The organism is Undibacterium sp. Ji50W, assembly GCF_049340445.1.
Lineage (GTDB): Bacteria > Pseudomonadota > Gammaproteobacteria > Burkholderiales > Burkholderiaceae_D > Undibacterium.
Genome location: NZ_JBMPOX010000001.1, coordinates 126064 through 139240 on the forward strand (window position 1 = coordinate 126064; position 13177 = coordinate 139240).

General features: G+C 52.4%; 11 protein-coding genes and 2 tRNA genes. 7 read left to right on the plus strand and 6 right to left on the minus strand.

Annotated elements, in window-relative coordinates; all coding sequences use genetic code 11:
- Positions 1-96: 96 nt before the first annotated feature.
- The 6 genes from ACO0K9_RS00630 to nadB all read right to left on the minus strand — a co-directional run bounded on the left by ACO0K9_RS00630 (position 97) and on the right by nadB (position 7637).
- On the minus strand, positions 97-537 hold the full coding sequence (locus ACO0K9_RS00630; RefSeq protein ID WP_422980740.1) for a hypothetical protein: 441 nt from the start codon (positions 535-537) through the stop codon (positions 97-99).
- Positions 537-1772: an ABC transporter permease gene (locus ACO0K9_RS00635; RefSeq protein ID WP_422980741.1), complete on the minus strand. Its 1236-nt coding sequence runs from the start codon at positions 1770-1772 to the stop codon at positions 537-539. Before ACO0K9_RS00635 ends, ACO0K9_RS00630 begins: the two co-directional genes overlap by 1 nt.
- A complete protein-coding gene (locus ACO0K9_RS00640) occupies positions 1769-3016 on the minus strand; it encodes an efflux RND transporter periplasmic adaptor subunit (protein WP_422980742.1) in 1248 nt (415 codons plus the stop codon). Before ACO0K9_RS00640 ends, ACO0K9_RS00635 begins: the two co-directional genes overlap by 4 nt.
- Complete coding sequence (locus ACO0K9_RS00645) at positions 3016-5055, minus strand: HlyD family efflux transporter periplasmic adaptor subunit (protein WP_422980743.1); 2040 nt, start codon at positions 5053-5055, stop codon at positions 3016-3018. Before ACO0K9_RS00645 ends, ACO0K9_RS00640 begins: the two co-directional genes overlap by 1 nt.
- Positions 5052-5723 carry an ABC transporter ATP-binding protein gene (locus ACO0K9_RS00650; RefSeq protein ID WP_422980744.1) on the minus strand — a complete coding sequence of 224 codons (672 nt, stop codon included), beginning with the start codon at positions 5721-5723 and terminating at the stop codon, positions 5052-5054. Before ACO0K9_RS00650 ends, ACO0K9_RS00645 begins: the two co-directional genes overlap by 4 nt.
- Positions 5724-6029: 306 nt before the next feature.
- A complete protein-coding gene (gene nadB / locus ACO0K9_RS00655; protein ID WP_422980745.1) occupies positions 6030-7637 on the minus strand; it encodes an L-aspartate oxidase in 1608 nt (535 codons plus the stop codon).
- Positions 7638-8158: 521 nt separating this feature from the next.
- On the opposite strand from nadB, the gene ACO0K9_RS00660 reads away from it, so the two are divergent.
- From ACO0K9_RS00660 to ACO0K9_RS00690, 7 genes are all read left to right on the plus strand, one after another.
- On the plus strand, positions 8159-8431 hold the full coding sequence (locus tag ACO0K9_RS00660; RefSeq protein ID WP_422980746.1) for an HU family DNA-binding protein: 273 nt from the start codon (positions 8159-8161) through the stop codon (positions 8429-8431).
- A gap of 51 nt (positions 8432-8482) precedes the next feature.
- Positions 8483-8558 (plus strand) — tRNA-Val (locus tag ACO0K9_RS00665).
- Positions 8559-8584: 26 nt separating this feature from the next.
- A tRNA-Asp gene (locus ACO0K9_RS00670) sits at positions 8585-8661 on the plus strand.
- 83 nt (positions 8662-8744) lie between these two features.
- Positions 8745-10667 (plus strand): SurA N-terminal domain-containing protein, encoded by a 1923-nt coding sequence (locus ACO0K9_RS00675; RefSeq protein ID WP_422980747.1) that lies wholly within the window; start codon positions 8745-8747, stop codon positions 10665-10667.
- A 219-nt stretch (positions 10668-10886) separates the two neighbouring features.
- Positions 10887-12326, plus strand: coding sequence for a cytochrome-c oxidase, cbb3-type subunit I (gene ccoN, locus ACO0K9_RS00680; RefSeq protein ID WP_422980748.1), 1440 nt, complete (start codon positions 10887-10889; stop codon positions 12324-12326).
- Positions 12327-12361: 35 nt separating this feature from the next.
- The gene (gene ccoO, locus ACO0K9_RS00685; protein WP_422980750.1) at positions 12362-12979 is read left to right on the plus strand and encodes a cytochrome-c oxidase, cbb3-type subunit II; all 618 of its coding nucleotides are present in this window, start codon (positions 12362-12364) and stop codon (positions 12977-12979) included.
- Between the two features lie 49 nt (positions 12980-13028).
- Positions 13029-13175 carry a cbb3-type cytochrome oxidase subunit 3 gene (locus ACO0K9_RS00690; RefSeq protein WP_422980752.1) on the plus strand — a complete coding sequence of 49 codons (147 nt, stop codon included), beginning with the start codon at positions 13029-13031 and terminating at the stop codon, positions 13173-13175.
- Positions 13176-13177: the final 2 nt, after the last annotated feature.

Sequence of the window (13177 nt, forward strand, 5' to 3'; positions counted from 1 at the left end):
GTATTTATTGAGCATCAGGCATTAACTCAATATTTGCAAAGACCTGCGATTTTGATGGGAACAGTTGTTGTCGCTGTTCTCAACATCAGCGTATCTTTATATGTCAACATTCCGCTTTGCAAACCAGCGCATCACAAAGGGAATGGCGCAAATCATACCGAATAGCAAAAACAGGCCGGCACCGCTCATTTTTTGTTTTTCAGCCAGATTAAGTCCGAAGACCAGTAGTGCGACAAACAGCCAGGTTCGCAGCACTTGCATGATCTCCAGAGGAATATCTGCATCGACTACTTCGAAACTGGAACTGCTTTCTTCAATGAAGCGATAGCTGGCCAATGGAACAATTGGAATAAAGACCAATACCACCCACTTGGTGGTGATGAAGGAGTCATCTGCGTTAAATTTGCATTTTCCGTAGAAAGTCGTGCCTATGCCATTGATGGTTCTTGCCATGATGATGTGTGCGAAAAAGTTGTTGTCGGTATTGTTGAAGTAATCAGGGCTGAACAAATCAGTCAGCACCCGATTATCCCGCATCAACCATCCGTCCGTAAAGCAGCAATCGGGTCCAGCGCAGCAGCCTGTCGCGCCGGGAATACACCAAAGCCCAGCCCCACGGCGATACACAGACTGACCGCCACGATCAGGCTGACTGGTGACCAGGCGACTGACCAGCCCGCCAGCGCGGCAATGCTGTAGGCGGCAATGGCCCCCAGTATCACCCCCAGGATGGCACCGCTAAAGGCAATCACCAGGGCTTCTGCCAGAAACTGTTCAATCACATCGCGTCGGCGTGCGCCCAGGGCGCGCTTGAGGCCGATTTCACGGCGGCGTTCCAGCACATTCGCCAGCATGATGTTCATGATGCCTATGCCGCCTACCAGCAGGGAAACAGCAGCGATGGAACTCATGACGATGGTGAAGATACGTTGGGTTTGCTGATTCTGGCGGTACAGGCCCATAGGCACGATGAGGTTGGTGTCATCGGTGCCGGCATGTCTTTGTTCTATCAGGTTTTGCAGGACGCGGGCGGCGATATCGGGTGGTGTTTTGCCATCCAGACGCAGGCTGATACCGTCGACTTCATCTTCCAGCATGGTGAAGTGAAAACGGGCACGTCCGGTTTGCCAGGGCATGAACAGGCGTTCATCATCCAGGCCCAGTTTCACGCCTTCAAATTCGGTCTTGCTGAGTGCACGGTCGGCCAGCACACCCACCACTTCCAGCCAGGCATGATTGAGTTTGATACGCTCGCCTATGGGATTGCTGTCACCAAATAATTTATGTGCCAGACGCGGCCCCAGCACGCATACCGGTGCCAGGCTGGCATCGTCATCCTCATTCAGCCAGCGTCCCTGGCCGACTTGCAGGCCGCCGAGTTCGGCGTAACTGTTGGATACCGCAAAAGCGCGTGCCGTGACCACCAGGCTGCCGCTGGCAAGCTGGTCCACCTTGATTTCTTTCTTGAGTGCCACCGCTTTGGCACCAGGCACGACAGACAGGGCAGCGTCGGCATCGGCGGCGGACAGGCCCAGCGAACGGGTACGGATTTCTTTGAGGCGTTTGTCATCGATTTGCTTGCTTTCGACGATGACATTATCCAGCCCCAGTTCGGCCACCAGGCGTAATGCTTCACGGCGGCTACCTTCGCCCACCGCCAGCATGGCAACGATGGCGGCGACGCCGAATATCATGCCCAGCAAAGTCAGGCCGGTACGTAATTTGCGTCTTTGCAGTTCGTTGACTGCTTCAAGGATCAGGGCACGGTTCATGAATTCTTTTCCTTGGCTGTTTCTTTGGTTTTGTCTTTGTCTTTTGCTTTGGTCTCAGGCAGCAAAACCACTTGTGCACCGTTGCTGATGCCAGTCTTGATTTCGCTACGGGCCGGGCCACGCAAGCCCAGCGTCACGGCCTGTTTTTTGACCTGATCACCCTCCTTGACATAGGCGGTAAAATTGGGGCCGTCCTGGACCAGTGCGATATTCGGCAGGGTCATGGCATTGGCCTGGTTGATCAGACTGACGGTGCCTATCAGTGCCTGGCCGGGTTTTAGCCCCAGCGCTTGCGCCTGTTCTTTTTTGAATGCAGCTTCGAAGTTGATGAATTTCACCGGGGATTCACGCGACATGACGCTGGCACTATTGCCTACCTTGGTGATGCTGAGTTCAATTTCCTTGCCGCTGCCGGCCAGGCGTACTTTCACAGGCAGGCCAAGTTTCAGGCCAAAAGTGCGGCCTTCTTCGATATTGAAATTGGCGACCAGTTGTTCGAGGTCGGGCAGGGAACCAAATTCTTCCCGCGGGCGCTTGCTGGCACCGATCTGTGGTTTACTGCCGTCCCAGCCAGCCTGCAATAAAAATACACCATCATGGGGAGCCAGCAAATCCAGTGCACTCAGATTTTTTCGATGCTGGTTGGCATTCAGGGTGACGCTTTCTTTTTGCGAGCCCAGTACTGCCTGTTCGGCGGCGCTGCGCGCCTGTACCTGGCTGGTTTTCCAGTTCAGGTAACCACGCTTGGTTTTCAGGAAACCTGCGTCTTGCAGATCATCCAGTATTTTGTTGCGTGAAAAAATAGCCAGGTCAGCGTTCGCATAGCGTTCACTCAGACTCAGGTCGTTTTGTACCTTGGCACTGTCAGCGGACAGGCTGGAGCGGCTGCTGGCATCGCTTGCCTGTATGTTTTCTTCGGCCAGGGCCTTGCGCAACAATTCCAGCTCGGCCTGCGACAGTTCCATGCGTGATCTGGGGGCATCAAAACGGGCGATGACTTCGCCTTTTTTGACCAGGCTGCCTTCGGGCAGCATTTCTATCAATGTCCTGCTATCCCAGCCTTCGCCTGGTACGGTCAGCGGCGTCTTGTTGGCGGCAATGATTTCGCCATCGACGACGATGCTTTCTTTCCAGTTGCGCGGGGCAAAATTTTCAGTGGCCACTGGCGCTGATTCTGGCTGGTTGCTGCAGGCGGCACATGTCATCAGGGTGAGCGCCAGGCAAGAGATTATTTTTGCGCGCATCATTTTTTCTCCACAGCAGGTTTGATGGCCGGGTTGGTGCCAGCAGTTGAGCCAGCAACTGAGAGAGTCGCCTGCACGGCGGCACCAGGTTTCAAGCCTTTGGGTGCGTGTTCAAACTCCAGTTCCACATCGCGCACGATGATAGGCTGGGTGGTGGATTTGCTGTGGAAGACCGTGCTTAAACCAGTGACGCGGGCAGGCAGGGTCAAGTTTGCGCCGGGGATATTGATGCGTGCTGTTTGCCCCACCCGTATCGCATTGGATTGTGCTTCTGGTACTTTGGCCGAGACAAATAATTTATCCGGATCAGCAATACTGGCTACCGATATACCCACCCAGACCTGGCTACCGACAGTGAATTTGTCATCGCTGAAATTGGTTTTGTAAATCATCATGCCGGGTTTTTGGGCGACCACGGTGAGGTTCTTCTGACCTTTCAGCAGCACATCTATCTTGCCTTGCAACTGGGCGATTTCTGCTTCCAGTCCGATTTTTTCTGCCTTGCGGGCGCGAATCTGGGTGGCGCGCAATTTGACTGACAAGCTTGCCAGATCGGCATTCAGGGATTTTTCTATCACCAGTTTGTCGTAGTCAATGCGACGTATCAGCTCTTTCGGCATGGTGGCTTTTCTGGCGGCTTTTTCAGCATTGCTTTGTGCTTCGGCGACGGCCAGGTCGGCAGCTTTTTCTGCTTCAGCGTGTTCCAGCTTGAGTTTTTCCATGGCCCTTTGTTTTTCATTCAACTGGCTTTTCTGGCTGGCCAGTTGCGTCGGTACCTCGGATGCCTGGAACATCACCAGCACGTCACCTGCTTTGACCAGACTGCCTTCAGGTGCCATTTGCGCCAGGGTATATTGCCAGATGTAGGGAATGGAAGGCGGCCCGATCGGGGTGACCACGCGTGACTGTATGTCACCCTCTATGGTGATTTCATTGGCGGTTTCGCTTTTCGCTGTCCTGGCTACTGGCAGTAATGGCGTGGCAGATTTTTTCGCTGCCTGTAAAGGTTCTACCAGTACGCTCATGCCGGGGGCCAGGACATAATTCCCCAGTTGCGCCGGTAATTTGATATCTACCCGAAAATAACGTCCATAACCCCAGCGCGTATGTTCTTCCGGCGCATGCGAGATAGTGGTGATGGTGGTCTGGATGGTCACACCGGGCAGGGCATCGAATGTCAGTTGCACAGGCTGACCTTCGGCCAGATAGATTCTGTCGGCTTCCAGCGCCCAGGCCTTGACTTCCATATGTCCCGACCCCATGACCTCACCGGCGATATTGCCCGGAAACGCGCTGGAACCTTCTTCCAGCCTTTCGCCACGCCAGACACTGTAGCCATGTACGACGATGCCGTCCTGGCTGGCCAGTACTTCCGAACGCGCCAGTTGTGCTTTCAGGTAAGCCACGTTGACCTGCTGTTTTTGCAGTTCCAGATCGCCGTCAGATTTTCTTCTGCTGACGGCGGCTGCGCCATCGTCAAAGGCCAGTTGCTTGACTTTCAAATCGCGTTCGGCACGTTCTTTTTCTGCCTGGTATTTATCGAAATCCAGTGCTGTAATCTGTAATTTTGGCAGCGCCGCATCGACCAGCGCCTTGGCCAGTGCGGCTTTGGCAGTGACCAGGTTTTTCTCGGCTTCCAGTGCAGTCACTTCCAGTTTGGCGACTTCAGCTTCGGTTTTTGCGCGTGTCTGGTCTATGCCTATGATCAGTTGTTCGATGTTGGAACTGTTGGGTGTTTCTATACGCAACAGCAAATCGCCTTTTTTGACCTTGCTGCCTTCTGCCACGAAATTGCGCAAGACCACAGGAGAAGAGTTGGATGGCGGTACAAAGATGGCTTGCGAATCTTTGGCGATGACTTCACCGGTCAGTAATACGGGACGGGTTTTTGCTGTGGCTGTTGATGTTGCCGAGGACGCTGACGGTGCCTTGGTCTGCGCCAGCGATGAATCGGTGAACAAGGGGCAGGCGATCAGTATCGCCGCAGGCAGGCAGCATGCAGCCAGGTTGCGCACGGTCATGGTTGGATTATTCTTCATGCGCTCACCTCTGCAACACGGCCATCGGCAAGGTGGATGGTTCTTTGCGCTTTTGCCGCCACTGCCGGGTCATGGGTGACCAGCACCAGGGTTTGCCCGCCTGTGTGAAGTTCACCCAGCAGGCTCAATACATCAGCGGCACTTTTGGAATCCAGGTTGCCGGTAGGTTCATCTGCCAGTAGCAAGGCTGGCTGGTTCAGCAGGGCGCGGGCAATTGCCGCACGTTGCAACTGGCCGCCGGATAATTCACCGGGTCTGTGGTCCATGCGCTGCCCCAGGCCTATGCGTTCCAGTAACTGGCGCGCTCTGGATTCTGCCTGGGCATCGGGTGATTTGCTATAGCGTTGTGGCAATAATACATTTTCCAGTACGGTCAGGCGTGGCAACAAATGAAAAGACTGGAACACAAAACCTATGTTGCGGTTCCGCACTTCTGAAGCCGCATCGTCATCCATGGCACTGATCTCATCCTGGTTGAGCAGGTAGCTGCCATGGTCGGGTTTGTCCAGTGCACCGAGTACGTTCAGCAAGGTGGATTTGCCTGAGCCAGAAGGCCCCATGATGGCGACAAATTCACCGGTGGCGATATGCAGGTCTATGCCATCCAGCGCCCGGATTTCATTCCCACCCTGTTTATAGGTTTTGCGTACCTGATTCAGTTTTATCATTCGAATTTTTATCTGTGCGTGAAAAATTATCTGGCGGCGGCACTACATTTTTTTGCGCTATGGCGCATGAAATAAAGGCGGCGTCGGGCAGTATCACTGTGATAAATTTATTTGTCAAACGACTATCCGCTGGTACGACAAAAAATCAGGTGACTGAGAACGTGTTTGCCATCTGTAGCGAGCGCATGAGCCCTGATCACGCACGCGCAGTAAGATCGTAAACTGGTTCTGAGGCAGGAATAAATTGCAGGGGAGCGGCCATCAAGATGCGGATGCAGGCAACTTGATGGCGAGTGCGGGTGGTATTTATTTTTTGCGCTTGGGCGAGAGTACCGTAGGCAAGGCCTTGGGCAGGGTGTCAGGATAGTCGCGGCTGAAATGCAGGCCACGGCTTTCGCGGCGTGACAGGGCGCTATTGACGATCAGCGAGGCGACTTCCACCAGGTTGCGCAGTTCCAGCAAATTATTCGAGATGCGGAAGTTGGCATAATATTCGTCTATCTCTTCCTTCAATAAACGTATGCGATGCTTGGCGCGTTCCAGGCGTTTGGTGGTGCGTACGATGCCGACATAATTCCACATGAAGCGGCGTAGCTCATCCCAGTTATTGGCGATGACGACTTCTTCATCTGCATCGGATACACGGCTTTCATCCCAGTCGGGCAGGGCAATCACGCTGGCACGTTCTTGTGATTCTATGTGCTTGGCGGCAGCACGGCCAACCACCAGGCATTCCAGCAAAGAATTGCTGGCCAGACGATTCGCGCCATGCAGGCCGGTGTAGGCTGTTTCACCTACCGCATACAGGCCAGGCAAATCAGTGCGGCCATCGGTATCAGTGACCACGCCACCACAGGTGAAATGCACAGCTGGCACCACCGGTATCGCCTGTCTGGTGATGTCTATACCGAGTTCCAGGCAGCGCGCGTAAATGGTCGGGAAGTGTTCCTTGAGAAATTCAGGCGGTTGGTGGCTGATGTCGAGTTCTACATAGTCCAGGCCGCGTTTTTTCATTTCAAAGTCGATGGCACGGGCGACTACATCGCGTGGTGCCAGTTCCATGCGTTGATCGTGACTGGTCATGAAACGCTTGCCAGCTGAGGTGCCGGCTTCGGCTGGCAATTTCAATATGCCGCCTTCACCACGCACCGCTTCGGTAATCAGGAATGACTTGGCGAATGGGTGGTAGAGGCAGGTAGGGTGAAACTGTATGAATTCCATATTGCCAACCCGGCAGCCAGCACGCCAGGCCATGGCGATGCCATCGCCGGTAGCGGTGTCGGGATTGGTGGTGTACAGGTATACCTTGCCGGCACCACCGGTTGCCATCACGGTATGCTGGGCAGCGAAGGTGTGTACTTCGCCACTTTTGACATCTTGCACATACAGGCCCAGGCAGTGTGGTGTGGGGGAGGTATCACCCAGCTTGGCTGAGGTGATGACATCGATTGCATAGTGATGTTCAAACAGACTGATATTGGGATGGTTGCGCACCTTCTGTTCCAGCGTGACCTGGACCGCGTGACCAGTGGCATCTGCTGCATGTATGATGCGGCGCTGGCTGTGTCCGCCTTCGCGCGTCAGGTGGAAACCGAGTTCGGCTTCCTCATCGCGTGTGAATGGAACGCCTTGCTCTATCAGCCAGTCTATGGCTTCACGGCCATGTTCGATAATATACCGGGTGGCACCTTCGTCACATAGTCCACCACCTGCAATCAGCGTGTCGGAAATATGCTGTTCATGGCTGTCATGGGAATCCAGTACGGCTGCGATGCCACCCTGTGCCCAGTTACTGGCACCGTCGAGTAATTCGCGTTTGGAAATGATGGCGACTTTACGTGTCTGTGCCAGATGCAGGGCGACAGACAGGCCGGCCAGTCCGCTACCAACAATTGCTACGTCAAAATTCTTCATTGTCTGATGTGAATATAGGTGAGTGTCGATGAGTGTAATGATGATCAGGCGATGTCAGTCAGTGTCTGCATGCTGGCTGGCATATCATGCCTGGGACTGAGCTTTTGCCTATAACTTAAAGCCATACTATATGCCTAACAAGGAATACCGTTGCAGTTTGCTGTTTGCATGAAGGATGGGCGGCAGATGCGCTTCCGGGTCTCATTGATGTCAGGGTCTTGTTTTTCAGGTCTGTCATATTCTAAATCAGGATGAAGCAGCAGGTAGCTTTTCTGCATAGCAAAAACACTCAGCTACCTGATTTTTTGCACAGTGGCTTTACTGCCAGTTAGCTGAAAAAACAAATAAGTAAATCACATTTCGTCAAACTTGGTCAGAAAGCTTGCAAACCGCTTGACACAAGGCTTTGCGGCTTGCTCTAATACCGGATGCAGATTTCCTGCTGGCGGTGATGGATGTGCGAGCATTAAAATAATCGAAGACATCATTGCGAAATTCAAATTTTTGTGAGGGGGCTATAAGTGAACAAGACTGAGTTGATCGATCATATTGCTAAAACAGCGGATATCTCTAAAGCGGCTTCGTCGCGTGCGCTGGATGCCCTGATTGGTGCAGTGAAATCGACCTTGAAGAAAAACGGTACAGTAACCCTGGTTGGTTTTGGTACTTTTTCTGTCGGTAAACGTGCCGCCAGAATTGGCCGTAATCCACGTACTGGCGAAGCCATCAAGATCAAATCTGCCAAGGTTCCTAAATTTAAACCTGGCAAAGCATTGAAAGATGCGGTAAACTAATGCTCTTTCGTGGCGCGGTGACTAGCGCTACGGTGTTTGATTGTACGAGTGGGGCGCTTAGCTCAGTTGGTAGAGCGGAGCCCTTACAAGGCTTAGGTCGGGAGTTCGAGCCTCTCAGCGCCCACCACGCAGCAAACATAAAGCAGTAAAAAAGGAGTGGTAGTTCAGTTGGTTAGAATACCGGCCTGTCACGCCGGGGGTCGCGGGTTCGAGCCCCGTCCGCTCCGCCAGAAAATCGAAAAGGCGAACGAAAGTTCGCCTTTTTTTGTATTCGTGAGTGTTTTGTCATACTTAGCCATGTGATCGGTTGAACATGTTTGAATATATTCGTACCCATCAGCGGTTGATGCAATTTCTTTTGCTGCTGATTATTTTCCCTTCCTTTGCATTTTTCGGCATAGAAAGTTATACCCGTTCGCGCGGTGGCGACACTGCAGTGGCTACCGTGGCCGGCACATCCATTACGCAGTTGGAACTGGATCAGGCTACGCGCGACCAGTTGGACCGCTTGCGTCAGATGTATGGCCCGCAGTTTGATTCCAAAATGCTGAGTACGCCAGAAGCCAGGCAAAACATCCTGGATGAGTTAATTGCGCGCAAGGCCATGACTGCCGAAGTGGTACGCAAGAAGCTCATGATTTCTGATGCGACCTTGCAGCAGACAATCTTGAAGGAATCTGGCCTGACCAAGGCAGACGGTACTTTTGATACTGATCGCTACAAGAGCTTGCTGGCAGCACAGGGTTTGAGCCCAGCCGGGTATGAGCAGCGCCTGCGTCAGGATATGGCCTTGCAGCAATTGCTGAGCGCCGTGCAGGGCAGTGCTTTCGTACCTAAAACTGTAACTGCCCGTTTATCTGCCATCAATGAGCAGGAACGTGAAGTGCAGGCCATGATGCTTAAAACCGATGACTTTGCATCTCGCGTCAAAATCACCGATGACATGCTGAAGGCTTACTATGAAAAGAATGCCGCTCAGTATGAAATCCCTGAACAGATCAATGCCGAGTACGTGATCCTGAATAGCGAGGCACTGGCAGCGCAGGTAACGGTATCGGATGCTGACGTGCAGTCTTACTATGAGCAAAACAAGAAGCTGTACGGTACAGATGAACAGCGTCGTGCCAGCCATATCCTGATCGCCGCAGGCAAGGACAGCAGCAGTGCTGACAAAGCCAAAGCGAAAGAAAAAATTGACGGCATTCTGGCGCAACTGCGTAAAAAGCCGGAAGATTTTGCCAAGCTGGCCAAGGAAAATTCCCAGGACCCTGGTTCTGCCGAAAAAGGTGGTGACCTGGACTTTTTTGCGCATGGTGCCATGGTCAAACAGTTTGATGAAACGGCATTCAAACTGAAGCAGGGTGAAATCAGTGAGCCTGTGCTGACCGATTTCGGTTACCACATCATCATGGTGACAGGCATTAAACCAGCAATGATCAAGACACTGGATGAAGTCAAGCCACAAATTACGGCGGACATCAAAAAGCAGAAGGCAGTCAACGCCTATAAAGAAGCTGCCGATTCCTTTGGTAATCTGGTCTATGAACAGCCTGACAGCCTGAAACCAGTGGCAGAAAAGCTGAAGCTGAAAATAGAAACCGCGAGTGGCCTGACGCGTCAGAGCAAGCCAGGGGTGCCGGCTACCGTGGAAACCAATAACGCCAAGTTTTTGAAAGCGCTTTTTGCTGACGACGTAGTCAAGAAAAAGCACAACACGGAAGCCGTGGAAGTGGCACCAAATACCTTGATAGCGGGTCGCATCGTGGAATACAAAGCGGCGTCCAGGCGTCCGTTTGAGGAAGTCAAGGCTTCCATCGTCGCCGTCGTCACTCACAAAGAAGCGGCTGTACTGGCTGAAAAAGAAGGTAAGGCAAAACTGGCGGCCTTGAAGGCGGCTGATTCTACCGCCGGATTCACTGAATCGAAAGTGGTGTCGCGTCTGAAAAATCAGGATATTCCAGATGTTGCCTTCGTTGATCTGATGCGTGCGGATACCAGCAAGCTGCCGGCGTTTGTCGGTACCAGCCTGGGCGATAACGGTTATATCGTGTTCCGTATCTCCAAGGTCAGCGCTGGTACGCCTGACCAGGCACGCCGTACTGCAGAAGCGCAGCAGCAGGCGAATGTGCTGGCACAGCAAAATCTGTATTCGTATATTGATGTCCTGAAGCAAAAAGCCAAAGTGACAGTGAACAAGGCAGCTTTGACGGCACCTGCACCTGCTACGACGCAATAACATCATGGATAGACGTATTGCGTAGTATTTTTCACGCGTATAAAAAAAGACACCTTCGGGTGTCTTTTTTTTTGTGTTTTATTCAATTGTTACCTATGCTTTCAGATGTTGCCTTTCGCATGCAATTGTCTTTGAATCCGGCAACTTTTGATTTGAATCAATGTAACCGGGTAGTGCGATTGTTATTCTTGCAGTGTATTTTTATAACAGAGTGAGATCATGACGATAACTAAAGAAAACACATACAACTATCGGGTTGTACGGCAATTTTCTGTCATGGCAGTGGTATGGGGAATAGTCGGCATGCTCGTGGGCGTGGTGATTGCAACTCAGCTTGCCTGGCCAGAATTTCTCGGGGGAATACCATGGCTCAGCTACGGACGTTTGCGTCCCTTGCACACGAATGCCGTGATTTTTGCCTTTGGCGGTTGCGCCTTGTTTGCAACCTCATACTATGTCGTTCAGCGTACCTCGAATGTGCGCCTGTTTTCTGACGGACTGGCTGAATTCACTTTCTGGGGCTGGCAACTGGTCATCGTTGCGGCAGCCATCAGCCTGCCCATGGGTTACACCCAGGGTAAGGAATATGCCGAACTGGAATGGCCTATTGATATACTGATTGCTGTGGTCTGGGTAGCCTATGCCGTGGTCTTCTTTGGCACCCTGGTCAAGCGCAAGATAGAACACATTTATGTGGCCAACTGGTTTTACGGTGCCTTCATCATCGCCGTCGCCATACTGCATATCGTCAACAGTGCTGCCATACCTGTATCTTTCATGAAATCCTATTCTGCCTATTCGGGCGTGCAGGATGCCATGGTGCAATGGTGGTACGGACATAATGCGGTGGGTTTCTTCCTGACTGCGGGCTTCCTGGGCATGATGTATTACTTCATCCCGAAACAGATTGAACGTCCTGTCTATTCTTATCGTCTGTCCATCGTCCACTTCTGGGCCCTGATTTTCACTTACATGTGGGCGGGCCCGCATCATCTGCATTACACCGCCTTGCCTGACTGGGCGCAATCCATTGGTATGCTGTTCTCGCTGATTTTGCTGGCTCCATCATGGGGTGGTATGGTCAACGGCATCATGACACTGTCAGGAGCATGGAGCAAGTTGCGCTCTGATCCTATCCTGCGTTTCCTGATCGTGTCTTTGTCCTTCTACGGCATGTCAACATTTGAAGGCCCGATGATGGCGATCAAAACCGTGAACGCACTGTCGCACTACACGGACTGGACAATTGGTCACGTGCACTCTGGTGCGTTGGGCTGGGTGGGTTTCATCACCATCGGCAGTTTGTATTACCTGATTCCGCGCCTGTTTGGCCAAACCCAGATGTATAGCAAACGCCTGATCGAAGTGCATTTCTGGGTGGCGACTATTGGTGTGGTTCTGTATATCGCTTCCATGTGGATTGCCGGTGTGATGCAGGGTCTGATGTGGCGTGCCGTGAATGAAGACGGCACCCTGACATATTCCTTTGTCGAAACCGTGAAAGCAACGTATCCCTACTATGTGATACGCATGCTGGGTGGTTTGCTGTATCTGAGCGGCATGCTGGTCATGGCCTACAACGTCACAAAAACGCTCATGGCTGCCAAACCCGTCAACAACACGATTCCTGCATTGCCTGCCGCTGTGGCCCATGCATAAATCAGAGATAGCAGAGAAATCAAAGGAGAAATTTGATGCGTAATTTTACTCATGATCTGATTGAGCGAAACGTGGGCCTGATGCTGGTGCTGGTGATCCTGACCATCAGTTTTGGTGGCCTGGTGGAAATCGTTCCGCTGTTCTTTCAGAAATCCACCACCCAGCCAGTGCAGGGCATGCAGCCTTACACGCCGCTGCAACTGGCGGGGCGGGATATTTATTTGCGTGAAGGCTGCTATGGCTGCCATTCGCAAATGATACGTCCGTTCCGTGCTGAAACCGAACGCTATGGTCACTATTCCGTTGCGGGTGAGTCGGTCTATGACCATCCCTTCCAATGGGGCAGCAAGCGTACCGGTCCTGATCTGGCACGCGTAGGTGGTCACTATAGCGACAACTGGCACAGGGATCATTTAACCGATCCACGTTCGGTGGTGGTGGAATCGAATATGCCCGCCTATCCCTGGCTGGGCAAGACTCAGCTTGATCCGGCTGCCATCACACCCAAACTGCAGGCCATGAAAACCCTCGGTGTTCCTTACACCGAAGAGCAGATCAAGGCCGGCCCTGCTGAATTGACCAACAAGACCGAACTGGATGCGCTGATTGCCTATCTGCAAGTACTGGGTACGGCCATCAAGAACAAGAATTGATACAGGGATGCTGAGCCCTTGGCGGTTCAGCCTTTCAGGGAGAAATAACATGAATTTCACAATACTGAGTAGCGTAGTGACGGTCATCAGTCTCATCGTTTTCCTGGGGATTATTTACTGGGCCTTCAGCGCCGGTAACAAGGAAAAATTCGAGAAACTGGCACGCTTGCCAATTGATAATGAGGATGGAAATTAGCC